This window comes from Flavobacterium luteolum (genome assembly GCF_027111275.1).
GTDB classification, from domain to species: Bacteria; Bacteroidota; Bacteroidia; order Flavobacteriales; family Flavobacteriaceae; genus Flavobacterium; species Flavobacterium luteolum.
In genome coordinates, this window is record NZ_CP114286.1 from 4,245,385 (window position 1) to 4,259,857 (window position 14,473).

Here is a 14,473-nt window from a genome sequence, read left to right on the forward strand (position 1 = left end):
AATTATGTGCAATTAAACAATTTCGGCGCTAAGACCAGCCTCGAGAAGTTGTGTGCATTGCGGTTTCAATTTTTCTATCGGGCCTGTTTTCACAGTGCATTTTCCGTTGTAATGTACAATCAAAGAGCATTGCTCAGCTTGTTCTGCTGTGTGGCTGCAAACACGCATAAGAGTATCAATTACGTGATCAAAAGTGTTTACATCATCATTATACACAATGATCTCGTTATTAAAAGCAATGGCTTCTTTTTCGCGAACTCTTTCTCTTACTTTTTCTTTAGTACTCATATCTTATAGTTTTTGTACTGAATTGATTATCAGTATCTAATTTACGTATTTTAAAGATACCCAATTGTTTCTTTGAAGCTTTTTAACATAAGTTAAACCCTTTTCGACGCATGATGCATCGATAAATGGAATATCTTCTTCGTAAAAACCGCTAAAAAGAATAATTCCTTTTGGATTTAAAGCATCTACGTATGCTTGCATATCATTCAGCAAAATATTTCTGTTGATATTGGCAATAATCAAATCATATTTTTTGCCTGCTAATAATGCCGCATCGCCTTCATAAACGCTGATGTGTTTGCAATTATTGCGTTCCGAATTTTCGATAGAGTTCAAATAACACCAATTATCAATATCAATCGCATCAATAGGTTCAGCGCCTTTCATTTCAGCTAAAATAGCTAAAATGGCAGTTCCACATCCCATATCAAGTGTTTTTAAACCTTTCACATCCATTTCAAGTAAATGCTGAATCATCATGTGAGTAGTTTCATGATGTCCAGTTCCAAAACTCATTTTTGGCTCAATTACGATATCAAATTCAGCGTCTGTTTTTTCGTGAAAAGGAGCACGAACGTGACATTTTCCGTCTACATCAATTGGTTCAAAATTCTTTTCCCATTCTTCATTCCAGTTTACCTGATCGATCTCTTCAATCGTATATTCAATTTTAAACTCTTCAGATTGCAAAATATAGATATCATCTAGAATATTTTCATCCCATAAATCTTTCTTCACAAAAGCCGAAATTCCGTTTTCAGTTTCTGTAAAACTTTCAAATGCTTTTTCGCCTAGTTCAGCCACTAAAATTTCAGAACCCAATTCTTTTGGCTCAATTGTAAAATGATATCCTAAATATATATTCGACATAAATAAAAATTTTTGCAAAGGTAATCCTTAAATTATAAATTTTCAATTTTAAAATTCCAAATTCCAAAACGAAAAAACCATTCGCATCGCGAATGGTTTTTTGTAAAATTTAAGATCTAAAATCTAAAATTAGATAGCAGTAACAATAGCTAGGAAATCGTCAGCTTTTAAAGCAGCACCACCAATTAAACCACCATCTACGTCTGGTTTAGAGAAGATTTCTTTAGCGTTCTCTGGTTTTACAGAACCACCATATAAAATAGAAACTTCGTCAGCGATTTCAGCTCCAAAAGCTTTACGGATAACTTCTCTGATAAATTCGTGCATTTCTTGTGCTTGTTCTGGCGAAGCAGTTTCTCCTGTTCCAATAGCCCAAACTGGTTCGTAAGCTAAAACAATTTTAGACCAAGATTCTTTTGCGATATGGAAAACACCATCACGTAATTGATTCTCAACAATGTTGAAGTGATTTCCAGACTGACGATCTTTTAATTCTTCTCCGAAGCAGAAGATTACTGTCATATCATGTTTTAACGCTGTATCAACTTTATCTGCGATTAAAGCATCAGTTTCGTGGAAAATAGCTCTGCGCTCAGAGTGACCTAGGATTACTGTATTAACGCCAATGCTTGTTAACATATCTGCAGAAATTTCTCCTGTAAAAGCACCGCCTTCTGCTTGGTGAACGTTTTGAGCAGAAACTCCAATAGTTGTATTTTTCAACTTAGCTGCAGCAGCTTGTAAGTTTACAAAAGTTGGAGCTACAATTACTTGTGCATTTGTTTTTGCTGGAATTTTAGCAATTAATTCGTTTAATAACTCTTCAGTTTGCGCAGCATTTTTATGCATTTTCCAGTTTCCTGCAACAATCGATTTTCTCATTTTGGTAGTTTTATATTATTTTTTTGTTTTTTGTTTTGAAAGAAGTCAAAATTTAAATTGAATTTTGATATTCTTATTGAAAGATTATTTCAATGATTGTAAAGTAGAATTAATTTTTTCGAAATCAGTTTCGATTGCTCTGTATAAAACAATTTTTCCAGTTTTGTCAACAACAATATATCTTGGAATCCAGTCCAAATCAATAGCTTTTCCGAAAAGACCTTTCATGCCATCGTTCATCATAAAATGGTCGCCTTTATTTAACTCATGTTTTTCGATTCCAGCTTTCCATTTATCAGCTGTTTTATCAGCTGAAATAAATAGGTAAGAAACATCAGGATTATTGGCTTGTAATTCTTTTAATTTTGGCATTGCTTTTACACAGTCACCACACCAAGAAGCCCAAACTTCGATAACCAAAGTTTTTCCTTTATATTTTTTTAAAATGTTTTTGAAAGTAACCTGACTTCCGTCAGTGGCTAGTAATTTCTCAGACAGAGCTTCTTTAGAAAAAGCAGTTTTCTGAGCTTGAGTGCATGAAAAAGAAATAAATGCAATTACGGCTAGAACTAATTGTTTCATATTTGATTAAAATTATTTTTTATTAGGGTACTGAATTCACAAAGTTAAACAAACAAATCGAATGCCAATTGTAGATTAACAAAATTTGAAGAGTCGTTTATTTTATAACAAAACGACGTTTTTTGGTTGAAAAAAGTGTTTTGAAATCGTAATAGTAGAGAGTAAAAATGGTGTTTTTTTCTAACGAAGATATTTTGCAAATAAAAAAATGATAAAAATTTTATTTTTAGAAAAAGATTTTAATCAAAAAAACGTCTGATTGCAATAAAGAAGCCTTCAATAAAATCAAAATTATTGAAGGCTTCTTTTATTTTTTTGAATGCTTAATTTAATTCATAATTGCCATTTGCCCATTTTTTGCTCGGAGCAATCCAATTGTCTGCGGCTTTGTACAAAAAGCCATGTTTTAGGCCAGTGTTCAATTCAATTTCCTTGAAATGATCTATTTTGCATTTAGAAGTTTCTTTTCTTTTAATAGCAGAAACTCCGTAAATATCTGATTTCTCATAAATAGTCAAAATATTTCCGCACCAATTAATATCTGTGATTTGTTGTATATCGGTGTCCATAAAACAACCTATAAAAACAAAATTCAGATCTGGATTAGACAGATAAGTAGAAACATATTGGGCAATATAACCACCTTGTGAAGTTCCAATTACCGTAATATGATTGGAAGGAACGCCTTTCTTTATAAGGTTTTTGATTTGCTTTGCCATCGTCTGGGCATATTCAGCAGAGTTTGTGTTTTTCTTTCTTTTTTCACTAAAAACAATAAAATTATCCTTTCTGAATGATTCTAATATTTCGTTATACTCGGCTTTTCCATATTCAGGATGAGCGACATTTAGATCGTTTTCTTGTACAAATTTGTTGTAAAAAAAGAAGATATAGCGTTGATTTTCATTTTTTGTTTGACCGAAACCCGCAATGCAAAATAAAATGGAGAACGAGAAAGTAAGTGTTTGAAAGAGTTTTTTCATGAATAGATTATGTAGAATGTAAAAATGGATTTAAATCGATTTTAGTTTTTTGTATCCATTAAAATTTTATAAATCCCAGTTGTTTTTTCTTCTTCATATGCAGCATTTTTAACTTCAAATGCCTTTTTTATGATACTACTGCATTGGCTTCCTTTTACACTTTCTGTAACAACAAGTAATTCAAAAACAGGTTTGTCTCCAATATTTACAGCATAATTAAATGTTCCTGCTTCAAATGCTAATACTAACAAAGCACGATCTGAATTGTTGCTTTTCAGATAAGTGGTTTGAATTATCTTATTTTGATTTAAATCTGTTACTGTCACAGGTGTTTGCGGGGTAAAGGTGCCATTGTTAAACAAATTAGCTCCGGAATCTTTATCTACAAATTCGAAAGTAAGTCCAAAAGGTCCTGTTGAGCAGTTTGTTTCAGCAGAATCACAGCCTGTAGCAAAAAATAAAACTAGAATAGCGGAAATCTTTAGCAATTTTTTCATGGTTAAAATAGTTTTTGGTTTGCTCAAATGTAGGATTATTATTCGTAATCTAAAAGTTAACTTTTAACAAGAATCCTAAAAATCAAAAGCGCCAGCAAACGTATTGTTTGCTGGCGCTTTTGATTTTGTTTGAAGTATTACAATTTCAAATCATCAACATCATTGTAATGTACTTTTTGAGCGATAGTTCCGTCATGAACCACAACAATGCTTGGATTGGCTCTTTCAACCGTTTTTAAAGCTGTTCCATCGCAGAAATAGAAATCAATATCTAAAGCGTAATCTTTTTTAGCTTTAGCAATTTCGTCAGCTCCAGAAGCGGTCATCCCAATTACTTTGTAGCCTTTTGCTTTTGCATCTGCAGTAACTTTAGCTAATTTTTTCATTCCTTCAGGATTTGACAAATTCAAATCGTAAGTTACATAGATTAGTAATTTTGGTTCCTTTAATAATTCTTCTTTATAGTCAGAATCATCTTTTGTCATCGTAAAATCGTGAATAGGAGGAACGTAACCTTCAGAAATTATTTTGTCTTTTCTATCAACAAATACAGCACCTTCAGGAATATTCATTAAATCCTTTTCTGTAAATTCTTTGTCTACGCCATTTACTTTATAAATGAAAATCATTTCTACAACCGATTTTGGAGCACCTTCTGGAATTTCCATTCCTTTCTCGATGTTTGTTCCTACTTTATATGGGCGGAAATCTTTGATAGGATTGTGATTGATCACCCAAACAGCCATAAATACACATAAAATGATACTGATTAAAGTGATAATATTGGTAACCAATTTAGAGAATAAAGGTTTTACTAATTTTTTATTGATAAATAAGATCAGGATAAAGAATAATAAAACAACGTCTTTTGTGAATGATTGCCAAGGCGTTAAGTGTAAAGCGTCTCCAAAACATCCGCAATCTTTAACTACATCAAAATAAGCAGAATAGAAGGTAAGGAAAGTAAAGAAAACGATTAGCAATAATAAAGCCCAGATTGTTAGTTTTGATTTATATCCAACCAAAAGCATAACACCCAAAACTACTTCTAAAATTACTAGAAAAATAGCTAGTCCTAAAGCCAATGGTTCTAAGAAAGGCATGTTGAAAACAGGTTCACTAAAATATTCTGCTAATTTATAAGAGAATCCAACGGGATCATTCAGTTTTATTAATCCAGAAATGATAAATAATACACCGACAAATAATCGGGAGAATTGGGTAATGATGTTTTTCATGGCGTAAATATTAAGATATTAAATCTCAAAAAATAAATTCCAAATTCCAATCATGTTTGGATTTTGGAATTTAAAAATTTTGAAATTTTATTTATTTATAGGGTTTAAGATTAAAGCAAAAACAGAATAATTAATCATATCCTGATAGTTTGCATCGATACCTTCAGAAACGATTGTTTTTCCTTTATTGTCTTCAATTTGTTTAACGCGAAGTAGTTTTTGAAGAATCAAATCTGTTAAAGAACTAACACGCATATCACGCCAAGCTTCACCATAATCGTGGTTTTTGGCTTCCATTAATTCTTTTGTCAATTTTACTTTAGCATCGTACAATTCAGTTGCTTTTTCGACGTCTAGATCCGGCTGATCCACAACGCCCAACTCTAACTGAATTAAAGCCATGATAGAATAATTGATGATTCCGATAAATTCTCCTTTTTCATCTTCATCTACTTTACGGACTTCATTTTCCTGTAAACTTCTGATTCGTTGTGCTTTTATAAAAATTTGATCCGTCAGCGATGGCAATCTTAAAATTCTCCACGCACTGCCGTAATCTTTCATTTTATTGATAAACAAAGTGCGACAAACCGCTATAACATTATCAAATTCTTGGGAAGTATTCTTCATTTATATGCTGTATATTTGCTAAAATTTCTTCAAAAATAAGGATAATTTTTTAAGAGTTTCAAGTTTAAGGTTCGCTTTGTTTCAAGTTTTTTCTAAACAAAGTGTTAATGCAGAACTTGGAACCTGAAACCTGAAACAAAATAAACAATGACAATTAACTGCAAAGGTGAACTTATAGATTTATCGATTCCTAAAGTAATGGGAATTCTAAATGTTACTCCAAATTCTTTCTTTGACGGAGGAAAATATAAAAACGAAGACGAAATTATTTCGCAAGTAGATAAAATGCTTTCTGAAGGTGCAACATTCATTGATATTGGAGCATATTCTAGCAAACCAAGTGCTGAATTTGTAACGGAAAAAGAAGAAATTGACCGAATTGTTCCGGCAATCGAATTGATTTTAAAGCATTTTCCGGAAGCTTTATTATCAATTGACACTTTTAGAGCCGAGGTTGCAAAAGCAAGTATAGAAAGTGGCGCTGCAATTATTAATGATATTGCTGCGGGAGAACTAGATGATAAAATGTTTGGTGTTATTGCAAAATATAATGTTCCGTATATTATGATGCACATGCGAGGAAATCCGCAGACGATGCAAAGTTTAACGCAGTACGATGATATTATAAAAGAAATGCTTTTCTATTTTTCTGAAAAAGTGAAAAAAGCAAGAGCGTTAGGCATCAACGACTTGATTTTAGATCCAGGTTTTGGTTTTGCTAAAACAACCGATCAGAATTATGAAGTAATGCAAAAAATGGAACTTTTTAATTTGTTAGAATTGCCTGTTTTGGTAGGAATTTCAAGAAAATCGATGATTTATAAAACGCTTGATATTACACCACAAGAAGCTTTAAACGGAACAACATTCTTAAATACAATTGCATTGACAAAAGGTGCTAAAATTCTTCGTGTTCATGATGTGAAGGAAGCGATGGAATGTGTTACTTTGTTTAATAAAATGAGTTTAAATACTATTTAAATGATTGTTTTGTCATTCCGAGGAACGAGGAATCACACTCGAAACTCGACAAAGATTGGCGAATTTCTGTGAGGAAATACTAGTGTGATTTCTCCTTCGTCGAAATGACAAACTTTGTGTAAAATGAATTTTAAAAATATGAAATACTTTACCCTAATTATAGCTTTCCTACTTTTCTCCTGCGGAAAAAAAGAAGACGTTTTATTGCCAAAATCAAATGTTTCAATTGTAAAAGACGTACAAGATCATTCGCCGATTTATATCTTTTTTAAAATTGAAGGAAAAGACACGATTGCCGATTTAAATCGAAAAAGCGCCATAATTTCAACCAATTGGATTTTAAATATAGACAAACGTCTTCCATTGAAATTAGTGATTCCGCAAGTAATGAAAATGCAGGAGAAAAAGCGTAACGAGAAAATGCATCAGAACGAAGAATCTGAAAACTATTATTCTTATGCAGATTCTATTGGGAAAAATCTAGCCTTTTTGCCTTTTACGAAAGTGTTTTATAAAATGGAGAAACCTACTGCAGGAAGTTTTGTGGTTTACTTTAGTAAAGGAAAGAAACGAGTTTTTATGGGAAATCAGGAAATAAAAATATCAGAAATATTAAAGCACTTTTATAGTATAAAGTTTGAAAAAGTGCCAGATCTGGTGTTTTTATTTGATAAGAATATGAGTTATGAAGAATACATTCAGTATAAAATTCTACTGCAAAAAGATGTGACTTACAATCTTGATACACTTCCAGTAGAATTCATTTTCTAACCTGAAACCTGAAACTTGAAACATAACCTTATTGATGATGATAAGGTTCGTTGCGTAAAATTGTAAATCCGCGGTACAATTGTTCGATAAAAAATAAGCGAACCATTTGATGCGAAAATGTCATTAGCGAAAGCGAAACTTTTCCCTGCGCTTTTTTATAAACGGTTTCAGAAAATCCGTAAGGACCACCAATTACGAAAACTAAAGTTTTAACTCCAGAATTCATTTTCTTCTGTAATTCTTCAGAAAAACCAACGCTTGAGAATGTTTTTCCGTTTTCATCCAATAAAATCAACTTATCGGTTGCTGAAAGTTTAGAAAGAATCAATTCGCCTTCTTTTTCTTTCTGCTGACTTTCAGATAAGTTTTTTACGTTTTTGATATCGGGAATAATTTCCAAATCAAATTTGATGTAAAATGACAAGCGTTTGGTGTAATCGTCTATCAAAGTCTGAAGCGATTTATTATCTGTTTTGCCTATTGCTATAAGTTTGATGTTCATTGGTTAAGTTTTTTGCAGCGAATTGCACTAATTCGCACGAATTTATTTTTTTGCCACAGATTAAAAGGATTTTCACAGATTATTTAAAGGGAAATAAAAAATCCTTTTTAATCATTTTAATCTGTGGCAAAATGAAAAACTTTATTTTTTATTCTCAAAAACGGTTTCAAAATGTTCTACAATTGGAAACGGTTCGTAATAATGATGTAAAATCTTTTTCCATTCTAAATAAGCTTCAGAAGTTCTAAAACCTACTGTATGATCTTCTAATGTATTCCAATTGACCAATAAAAGATATTTGTTTTCGACTTCCAAACATTTCTCTAATCGATGCCCTAAATAACCATCAATTGAAGAAATGTATTGACTTGCTTTTGTAAAATCAGCTTCAAATTGATTGGCTAAGTTTGGTTTTACGTATAGAAATGCGGCTTCTAATATCATAGTTTACTGTTATCAAACCCGACAGGTTTTTAAAACCTGTCGGGTTTCGTTTAGTTGTTAAACTTCGCTTCAAAAGTTTTAAAACGATTATCTAAATCTTTGATTAATTGTTTTTTAACTGATGCATCTTGAATAAAACTGTAATTGATGCTGTTGTAAACGTATTTTTTAATTGTTTCATAATTTACGTCAGGATATCTTTTTGCCAGTAAAACATATTGCTCTGTCATATTACTTCTCAAAATTCCTGCATCGTCTGTGCTAATCACAATTGGGACATTAAATTCTTTGTAAAGCGTAAACGGATGTCTGTTTTCTTTCACTTTTAAAATGAATTCGTTACTCGTTAAATTGATTTCAACAGGGATGTTATTTTTAGACATGTACTTCAATAAATCATATGAGTTGGCTTCGTAAGCAATATCAACTCCGTGACCAATTCTATTTGCGCCTGCAACATAAATAGCATCGTTGATGTGCCAAGTCAATTCTTCTGGTTGAACTAAACCTAAAGTCAATTCGCCTGCATGAAGCGTATATTTTACATCAGGAAATTTGGAGTGACAGTATTTAAACATCACCATGTGTAACCAGTAATCTTTCATAGAAGTTTGTCCGTGTTCTGGAGAAACGATATTTACACCAGCGGTCAATTTACTTTCGCTTGACGAAATAAAAGCAATTACCAGATTTTTGAATAAATCTACTGGATCCATAAAACGAAGTACAAAGTTTTGATAACGCATTGTAAAACGTTCGTCGTCCATTTTTAAATCTTTATGCAATTTGGCTATGAAATTATTGTTGAAATCTTCAGCATACTTTTTAGCATCTTTTTTCTGAAGTAATTTATACAATTCATCCAAAAGTTTCAGAACTGCTTTTTCATCTTTCTGTTCTGAAGCTTGGCGAAGTTTGGTATTGAAATCGGTTAAATCTGAAACATTCATATCACAAGGAATTGTTGATAATTGTGTTTCAATGTAAGTTACATTTTCTGCAATGGCGCGTTTTTTTAATTCTAACATTCCTTCTGCAAAATGGCCTTGAATGGTAGGCTCAAATTTCATAAAAGAATCAAAAAACTGATCGTCAGAAGGAACCGATCCGTTATAATCTTTAACCGACCAAGTTTGCATAATCTGCTGTTCGTAATACTCTAATTTTCCTTTATTTTTAATAGAGGAGAAATTTTCCCAATTTCCGTTTGTAGGTTTGGTTTTAGAAACTGCCATCGTTTCAAGATTCAAATAAAAGTCTTCTGCAATTGCTCTTTCCAAAAGAGGCTCTGCATAAACTGATCCTGAAAAATGATGGTGTAAATCGCCTCCTTTAGGCATTTGTTGAAAGAAAGCTGTTAAGAGAGCTTCATTATTTCTGATTTTTTCTAAATAACTCTCAGCCGATTGAGAAAAGCCGATTTGTGCTATAAAAAAACAGAAAAGCGTAATTATTCTTGTCATACTCTATGATTAAATTACGCGCAAATATACGAGTTTTCGGAGAAATTTGAAAATTTGTTTTTTGTTGTGGTGAGTTTTACCGCAAAGAGCGCAAGGTTTTATGATATACGAAACCTAATATAAACGCAAAGTTCGCAAAGCTTTATGTAAAAAACTTTGCGAACCTTGCGTAATTCTTTGCTCCCGATAGCTATCGGGATTGCGGTTAAAAAAAACTTAGTCCCGATAGCTATCGGGATAGCATCTCAGAACCTTAGAAACTCAAGAAAAAAGCACATCACGAATTTCTTCAACCTTATCAAAAACGCTTTTTGCGAAAGGACAAAGTGGGATAATTTTTAGATTGTTATTTCTCGCATATTCTACGGCAGCCATAACCAGTTTTTTGCCCACGCCTTTTCCGTTAAAGTCAGGACTTACTTCGGTATGGTCAATGATGAATTTTGAATCTCCTGCCCAAGTGTACGTCATTTTTCCAGCTTCTTTTCCGTCTTCGATGGCTTCAAAATAGCCTTTTCTTATATCGTTTATTTGTTGAATTTCCATATTGTTTTATACTAAAGAAGTTTCTATTTTAATTGTGTTTATAAGTGTTTTATGGACGGGACAGCTGTTAGCAATTTTCAAAATTCGCTGTTTTTGAGTATCGTCTACATTTCCTGTAATTAAGATTTTGGTTGAAAATAAAGAAACAGTATGTTCTTCATTCTTTTCAAAATCGACCCAGATTGTAAGTTCTGAAACATCCCAAGCTTTGCGATCAATGTACATTCGCAGTGTAATTAAAGTGCAGGATGCAAGAGAGGAAGCCAGAAGTTCAAACGGACTAAAACCTAAATTTTTTCCGCCCACATCTTGCGGTTCGTCAGCAATTAGAATATTCCCTGTTTTAGAAGTTATTTCTGTGCGATATTTTCGTGTGTCTATTGTTGCTTTTACTGTATCCATAAGTTATTTAATTCTTGGTTCTGGTAATGGAACAAATTCTGTTTCTCCTGGAACTTTTGGGAAAGTTTGGTTTGTCCAGTCAGTTTTTGCTTTTTCGATGAGGTTTTTGTCTGATGAAACAAAGTTCCAAAAGATAAAATGTTCTTCAGGAAAAGGCTGTCCACCAAAAATGTAAACAGTTGAATTTGCAGCAATTTCAAATTCACAAAGAGAAGCTTCGGTTGTAATTAAAATTTGTCTTGGATCGTAAGTATGTTCGCCATTTTTAATGCTTCCATCTAAAATATACAATCCGCTTTCTCCGAACAAATGGTGTCCGATATTAATTTTCTTAGCTTCTTTGCTTTTAATTTCAATAAAGTATAACGGACTGTATACAGGAACAGGTGATTTTCTGTCAAATGCTTCGCCGGCAATTAATTTGTATGAAACGCCATCTTCTTCCCAAGCTGGAATGTCATCTGCTTCAACATGTGTGAAATTAGGCTCCATTTGCTCCAATTCTTTTGGGAGCGCCACCCAAATCTGCAATCCGTGAAGCATTTTATCTGAATGTCTTAAATATTCTGGAGTTCTTTCGGAATGAACGATTCCTTTTCCAGCCGTCATCCAGTTTACTGCTCCCGGTTTTATTTCCAATTCTGTTCCTAAACTGTCGCGATGCATAATGCTTCCTTCAAACAAAAATGTCAAAGTAGAAAGTCCGATATGCGGATGCGGAGGAACATCCATATTTTCATGATCACTTAAATGTGCGGGTCCCATATGGTCGATAAATACAAATGGTCCAACTGCTCTTTTTTCGCGGAAAGGCAATAAACGGCCTACCATAAAATTGCCAATATTGGCAGCGCGTTCTTCGATAATTAAACTAATATTTGACATGTGGTATTTTTTATTTGATTTGAAAACAAAATTACAGTGGTGATAGAAATCTGTAACTTAATTTAGATTAAGAAAAGTTGTTTTTTGTATTATCTATAAAAGTAAGGAAAATGTGGAATAATTCAAATCATTGATTTTGATGTTTCTAAGTTTTTTTGTCATTTCGACGAAGGAGAAATCTTAGCAAGAAACTCGACAAAGATTGAATTCTCGTTGCGGAGCTACTTGTGGAGATTTCTCCTTCGTCGAAATGACAAACTAGACGACAACCCCTTGATTATTTACGAAATTTGTACTTTTAATCAATCAGCTCAAACTCCAAAACTTCACTCTCAGTTCCATTAATAATAATCGACAATTGATGTTTTCCAGTATGAAAAACTCGCGTTGTAATGAGTTTAAAAGACTGGTTTCTCTCAATCTTAGTTAATTGATTCGGATGATAAACTTTCTCACTGATTTTGAATACTTTTTTAGCCAAATGTCCTTTTGCTTTTTTATAATGGACAGCATATTCTAAACGAACTGTTTTTGGAGCTTCGTTTTTATTATTCAAGTGAAAATGAAACTGAAGATAATCTCCAATTTTTACAGTTGGTGTTTTGATTTCGAAAGACGAAAGTTCAATATTGGTGCTTTCTAAACCATAGTGGCTTAAAATTTCAGGATGTCCTTGTTTTAGTAAAGTTCGGCTTCCATGTTTAATAATTCCGTCAGTTTCTTTGCTGTGGCCTTTCCATCTTGAAGCTATTTCTAATACAATTTGCGGATTATCTTTAGCAATATCATTTAAATTATTGGCTACGCTTCTTCGAACATATTCTGAAGGATCGTTTTTTAAATTCTCTAAAATAGGAAGAATAGGAGAAGGGTCTTTCTTCAAAAACGGAATTGCCATTGCCCACGGTAATCTCGGTCGTGAACCTTCACTTGCCAATCTGCGAACGTGTTGATTTTCATGTAAAGACCATTTTGTCATTTCGTCAATCATTCTTTCTTTATATTTTAAAATGAAAGGACGAACGGCAAATTCGCAACTTATAAATTGTGTGATAGAAACAAAAGCTTTTACAGATGTTTCAAAATCGTCTAAACCGTAATTTTCAATATAATCGGCAAAAAAAATGAAAGCCAAATTGCCATCAGTGAAACTACTTTTCTTTAAATTTTCGATGATTTTATCAATTAAAGCAACGGCTTCAGGAAAATTTTGAGGTATAAACTGATGCAAAACCACTGTTGTGTGCTTCATTCTTTCTTTCCATTCTTTTTGAGCAAAATTGCCTTCGTAAATCGCTTCAATGAATTTCTCTTTTTTGAATGATGGATGCGCTTCGGCGACAGCCTGACCAAATTTTTCGTAAAAAGAAACCGAGTAAATATCTTTAATTAATCCCATAAATTTTGCTTGATTGAACTCCAAAGATATTTAATTGATCTCTTATTAAGAGATTAAGTATTGTTAAGAATTGTCACTTTATTTTTGTGAATATCTTAATGTTTAAAAAAGAGGTATTTGATGTTTTATCTAATTTTTCATGTTGTTAGAACTTTCAAATCCATAAAATATATCCTAATTTAGCATTATTATTAAAAACAGAAAAATGATAAGCGAAGCTCAATTTCAAGCAGAATTACAACTTTTAATCAGTAATGCCATTAGAGAAGATGTAGGACCAGGCGATTACAGTTCGCTGGCATGTATTCCAGATACTGCCCACGGTAAGGCAAAACTATTAGTAAAAGATCAGGGGATCATTGCTGGAGTTGAACTTGCTAAAATGATATTTGAACATGTTGACCCAAAATTAAAAGTAAAAACATTTATTGAAGATGGGACACGTGTAGAATATGGTGAAATCGTTTTTGAAGTTTCAGGAAGCTCTCAATCTATTTTAAAAGCTGAAAGAGTGGTTTTGAATACCATGCAGAGAATGTCGGCGATTGCTACAAAAACAAGTCATTTAATGCAGCTTCTAGAAGGAACAAATGCAAAAATACTAGATACTCGTAAAACGACTCCAAATTTTAGAGCCGCAGAGAAATGGGCCGTAAAAATTGGTGGTGGCGAAAATCATCGTTATGCTTTGTATGATATGATTATGCTGAAAGACAATCATATTGATTTTGCTGGTGGAATTACGCGCGCTATTTCTAAAACAAAGGAATATTTAAAGGAAAATAATTTAGATCTGAAAATTATTGTTGAAGCCCGCAATTTAGATGAAATCAGAGAAATTTTATTGAGCGACGGAGTTCATAGAATCCTGATAGACAACTTTAATTATGAAGATACAAAAACGGCAGTAAATTTGATTGGTTCAAAATGTCAGACAGAGTCTTCTGGAAATATTAGCGAAAAAACAGTTCGTGAATATGCTCTATGTGGTGTAAATTATATTTCCTCAGGCGCTTTAACGCATTCTGTTTATAATATGGATTTGAGTTTGAAAGCTTTTTAATGGAGTTATGAATTTTGAGTGATAAGTTATGGTTTTTGTAAATCTAA

Annotated in this window: 18 protein-coding genes; 3 read left to right on the forward strand and 15 right to left on the reverse strand. The window is 32.6% G+C overall.

Features of this window, described 5'->3' with window-relative positions; all coding sequences use genetic code 11:
* Positions 1-12: 12 nt before the first annotated feature.
* The 8 genes from OZP10_RS18260 to OZP10_RS18295 all read right to left on the reverse strand — a co-directional run bounded on the left by OZP10_RS18260 (position 13) and on the right by OZP10_RS18295 (position 5,970).
* Positions 13-288 carry an ATP-dependent Clp protease adaptor ClpS gene (locus tag OZP10_RS18260; RefSeq protein WP_111376979.1) on the reverse strand — a complete coding sequence of 92 codons (276 nt, stop codon included), beginning with the start codon at positions 286-288 and terminating at the stop codon, positions 13-15.
* 36 nt (positions 289-324) lie between these two features.
* A complete protein-coding gene (gene prmA, locus OZP10_RS18265) occupies positions 325-1,158 on the reverse strand; it encodes a 50S ribosomal protein L11 methyltransferase (RefSeq protein WP_281632145.1) in 834 nt (277 codons plus the stop codon).
* 129 nt (positions 1,159-1,287) lie between these two features.
* The gene (gene tpiA, locus OZP10_RS18270; RefSeq protein WP_177210039.1) at positions 1,288-2,040 is read right to left on the reverse strand and encodes a triose-phosphate isomerase; all 753 of its coding nucleotides are present in this window, start codon (positions 2,038-2,040) and stop codon (positions 1,288-1,290) included.
* Positions 2,041-2,124: 84 nt separating this feature from the next.
* Positions 2,125-2,622 carry a TlpA family protein disulfide reductase gene (locus tag OZP10_RS18275; protein WP_281632146.1) on the reverse strand — a complete coding sequence of 166 codons (498 nt, stop codon included), beginning with the start codon at positions 2,620-2,622 and terminating at the stop codon, positions 2,125-2,127.
* 323 nt (positions 2,623-2,945) lie between these two features.
* Positions 2,946-3,605, reverse strand: a complete 660-nt coding sequence (locus OZP10_RS18280; RefSeq protein WP_281632147.1) for a YqiA/YcfP family alpha/beta fold hydrolase — start codon at positions 3,603-3,605, stop codon at positions 2,946-2,948.
* Positions 3,606-3,646: 41 nt separating this feature from the next.
* On the reverse strand, positions 3,647-4,102 hold the full coding sequence (locus OZP10_RS18285) for a hypothetical protein (RefSeq protein WP_281632148.1): 456 nt from the start codon (positions 4,100-4,102) through the stop codon (positions 3,647-3,649).
* Positions 4,103-4,239: 137 nt separating this feature from the next.
* On the reverse strand, positions 4,240-5,340 hold the full coding sequence (locus OZP10_RS18290; protein WP_281632149.1) for a BT_3928 family protein: 1,101 nt from the start codon (positions 5,338-5,340) through the stop codon (positions 4,240-4,242).
* An 87-nt stretch (positions 5,341-5,427) separates the two neighbouring features.
* Positions 5,428-5,970 (reverse strand): DUF1599 domain-containing protein, encoded by a 543-nt coding sequence (locus OZP10_RS18295; protein ID WP_177210035.1) that lies wholly within the window; start codon positions 5,968-5,970, stop codon positions 5,428-5,430.
* 147 nt (positions 5,971-6,117) lie between these two features.
* Between OZP10_RS18295 and folP the strand changes: the two genes are divergently transcribed.
* Both folP and OZP10_RS18305 read left to right on the forward strand, forming a co-directional pair.
* A complete protein-coding gene (gene folP / locus OZP10_RS18300) occupies positions 6,118-6,951 on the forward strand; it encodes a dihydropteroate synthase (protein ID WP_281632150.1) in 834 nt (277 codons plus the stop codon).
* Between the two features lie 138 nt (positions 6,952-7,089).
* Positions 7,090-7,722, forward strand: coding sequence for a hypothetical protein (locus OZP10_RS18305; protein WP_281632151.1), 633 nt, complete (start codon positions 7,090-7,092; stop codon positions 7,720-7,722).
* 28 nt (positions 7,723-7,750) lie between these two features.
* On the opposite strand, the gene rlmH is transcribed toward OZP10_RS18305, so the two are convergent.
* The 7 genes from rlmH to OZP10_RS18340 form a co-directional block, all read right to left on the reverse strand.
* The gene (gene rlmH, locus OZP10_RS18310; protein WP_281632152.1) at positions 7,751-8,224 is read right to left on the reverse strand and encodes a 23S rRNA (pseudouridine(1915)-N(3))-methyltransferase RlmH; all 474 of its coding nucleotides are present in this window, start codon (positions 8,222-8,224) and stop codon (positions 7,751-7,753) included.
* 141 nt (positions 8,225-8,365) lie between these two features.
* Positions 8,366-8,668 carry an antibiotic biosynthesis monooxygenase family protein gene (locus tag OZP10_RS18315; RefSeq protein ID WP_281632153.1) on the reverse strand — a complete coding sequence of 101 codons (303 nt, stop codon included), beginning with the start codon at positions 8,666-8,668 and terminating at the stop codon, positions 8,366-8,368.
* A 50-nt stretch (positions 8,669-8,718) separates the two neighbouring features.
* Entirely contained in the window at positions 8,719-10,131 is a 1,413-nt protein-coding gene (locus OZP10_RS18320; protein WP_281632154.1) for an amidohydrolase family protein, read from the reverse strand.
* Between the two features lie 261 nt (positions 10,132-10,392).
* A complete protein-coding gene (locus OZP10_RS18325; protein WP_281632155.1) occupies positions 10,393-10,677 on the reverse strand; it encodes a GNAT family N-acetyltransferase in 285 nt (94 codons plus the stop codon).
* A 6-nt stretch (positions 10,678-10,683) separates the two neighbouring features.
* The gene (locus tag OZP10_RS18330; protein ID WP_281632156.1) at positions 10,684-11,079 is read right to left on the reverse strand and encodes an OsmC family protein; all 396 of its coding nucleotides are present in this window, start codon (positions 11,077-11,079) and stop codon (positions 10,684-10,686) included.
* 3 nt (positions 11,080-11,082) lie between these two features.
* On the reverse strand, positions 11,083-11,964 hold the full coding sequence (locus OZP10_RS18335) for a pirin family protein (protein ID WP_281632157.1): 882 nt from the start codon (positions 11,962-11,964) through the stop codon (positions 11,083-11,085).
* Between the two features lie 298 nt (positions 11,965-12,262).
* On the reverse strand, positions 12,263-13,363 hold the full coding sequence (locus OZP10_RS18340; protein ID WP_281632158.1) for a DNA alkylation repair protein: 1,101 nt from the start codon (positions 13,361-13,363) through the stop codon (positions 12,263-12,265).
* Between the two features lie 205 nt (positions 13,364-13,568).
* Between OZP10_RS18340 and nadC the strand changes: the two genes are divergently transcribed.
* Positions 13,569-14,426 (forward strand): carboxylating nicotinate-nucleotide diphosphorylase, encoded by an 858-nt coding sequence (nadC, locus tag OZP10_RS18345; RefSeq protein ID WP_281632159.1) that lies wholly within the window; start codon positions 13,569-13,571, stop codon positions 14,424-14,426.
* The last annotated feature ends 47 nt before the right edge of the window (positions 14,427-14,473 follow it).

What these genes read in the sequence shown, in the direction of transcription:
- folP (WP_281632150.1), top strand. Translation starts at nt 6,118, where the DNA reads ATGACAATTAACTGCAAAGGTGAACTTATAGATTTATCGATTCCTAAA.
- OZP10_RS18280 (WP_281632147.1), bottom strand. Translation starts at nt 3,605, where the DNA reads ATGAAAAAACTCTTTCAAACACTTACTTTCTCGTTCTCCATTTTATTT.
- tpiA (WP_177210039.1), bottom strand. Translation starts at nt 2,040, where the DNA reads ATGAGAAAATCGATTGTTGCAGGAAACTGGAAAATGCATAAAAATGCT.
- OZP10_RS18275 (WP_281632146.1), bottom strand. Translation starts at nt 2,622, where the DNA reads ATGAAACAATTAGTTCTAGCCGTAATTGCATTTATTTCTTTTTCATGC.
- OZP10_RS18315 (WP_281632153.1), bottom strand. Translation starts at nt 8,668, where the DNA reads ATGATATTAGAAGCCGCATTTCTATACGTAAAACCAAACTTAGCCAAT.
- OZP10_RS18295 (WP_177210035.1), bottom strand. Translation starts at nt 5,970, where the DNA reads ATGAAGAATACTTCCCAAGAATTTGATAATGTTATAGCGGTTTGTCGC.
- OZP10_RS18320 (WP_281632154.1), bottom strand. Translation starts at nt 10,131, where the DNA reads ATGACAAGAATAATTACGCTTTTCTGTTTTTTTATAGCACAAATCGGC.
- OZP10_RS18260 (WP_111376979.1), bottom strand. Translation starts at nt 288, where the DNA reads ATGAGTACTAAAGAAAAAGTAAGAGAAAGAGTTCGCGAAAAAGAAGCC.
- nadC (WP_281632159.1), top strand. Translation starts at nt 13,569, where the DNA reads ATGATAAGCGAAGCTCAATTTCAAGCAGAATTACAACTTTTAATCAGT.
- rlmH (WP_281632152.1), bottom strand. Translation starts at nt 8,224, where the DNA reads ATGAACATCAAACTTATAGCAATAGGCAAAACAGATAATAAATCGCTT.
- prmA (WP_281632145.1), bottom strand. Translation starts at nt 1,158, where the DNA reads ATGTCGAATATATATTTAGGATATCATTTTACAATTGAGCCAAAAGAA.
- OZP10_RS18330 (WP_281632156.1), bottom strand. Translation starts at nt 11,079, where the DNA reads ATGGATACAGTAAAAGCAACAATAGACACACGAAAATATCGCACAGAA.
- OZP10_RS18325 (WP_281632155.1), bottom strand. Translation starts at nt 10,677, where the DNA reads ATGGAAATTCAACAAATAAACGATATAAGAAAAGGCTATTTTGAAGCC.
- OZP10_RS18285 (WP_281632148.1), bottom strand. Translation starts at nt 4,102, where the DNA reads ATGAAAAAATTGCTAAAGATTTCCGCTATTCTAGTTTTATTTTTTGCT.
- OZP10_RS18290 (WP_281632149.1), bottom strand. Translation starts at nt 5,340, where the DNA reads ATGAAAAACATCATTACCCAATTCTCCCGATTATTTGTCGGTGTATTA.
- OZP10_RS18335 (WP_281632157.1), bottom strand. Translation starts at nt 11,964, where the DNA reads ATGTCAAATATTAGTTTAATTATCGAAGAACGCGCTGCCAATATTGGC.
- OZP10_RS18305 (WP_281632151.1), top strand. Translation starts at nt 7,090, where the DNA reads ATGAAATACTTTACCCTAATTATAGCTTTCCTACTTTTCTCCTGCGGA.
- OZP10_RS18340 (WP_281632158.1), bottom strand. Translation starts at nt 13,363, where the DNA reads ATGGGATTAATTAAAGATATTTACTCGGTTTCTTTTTACGAAAAATTT.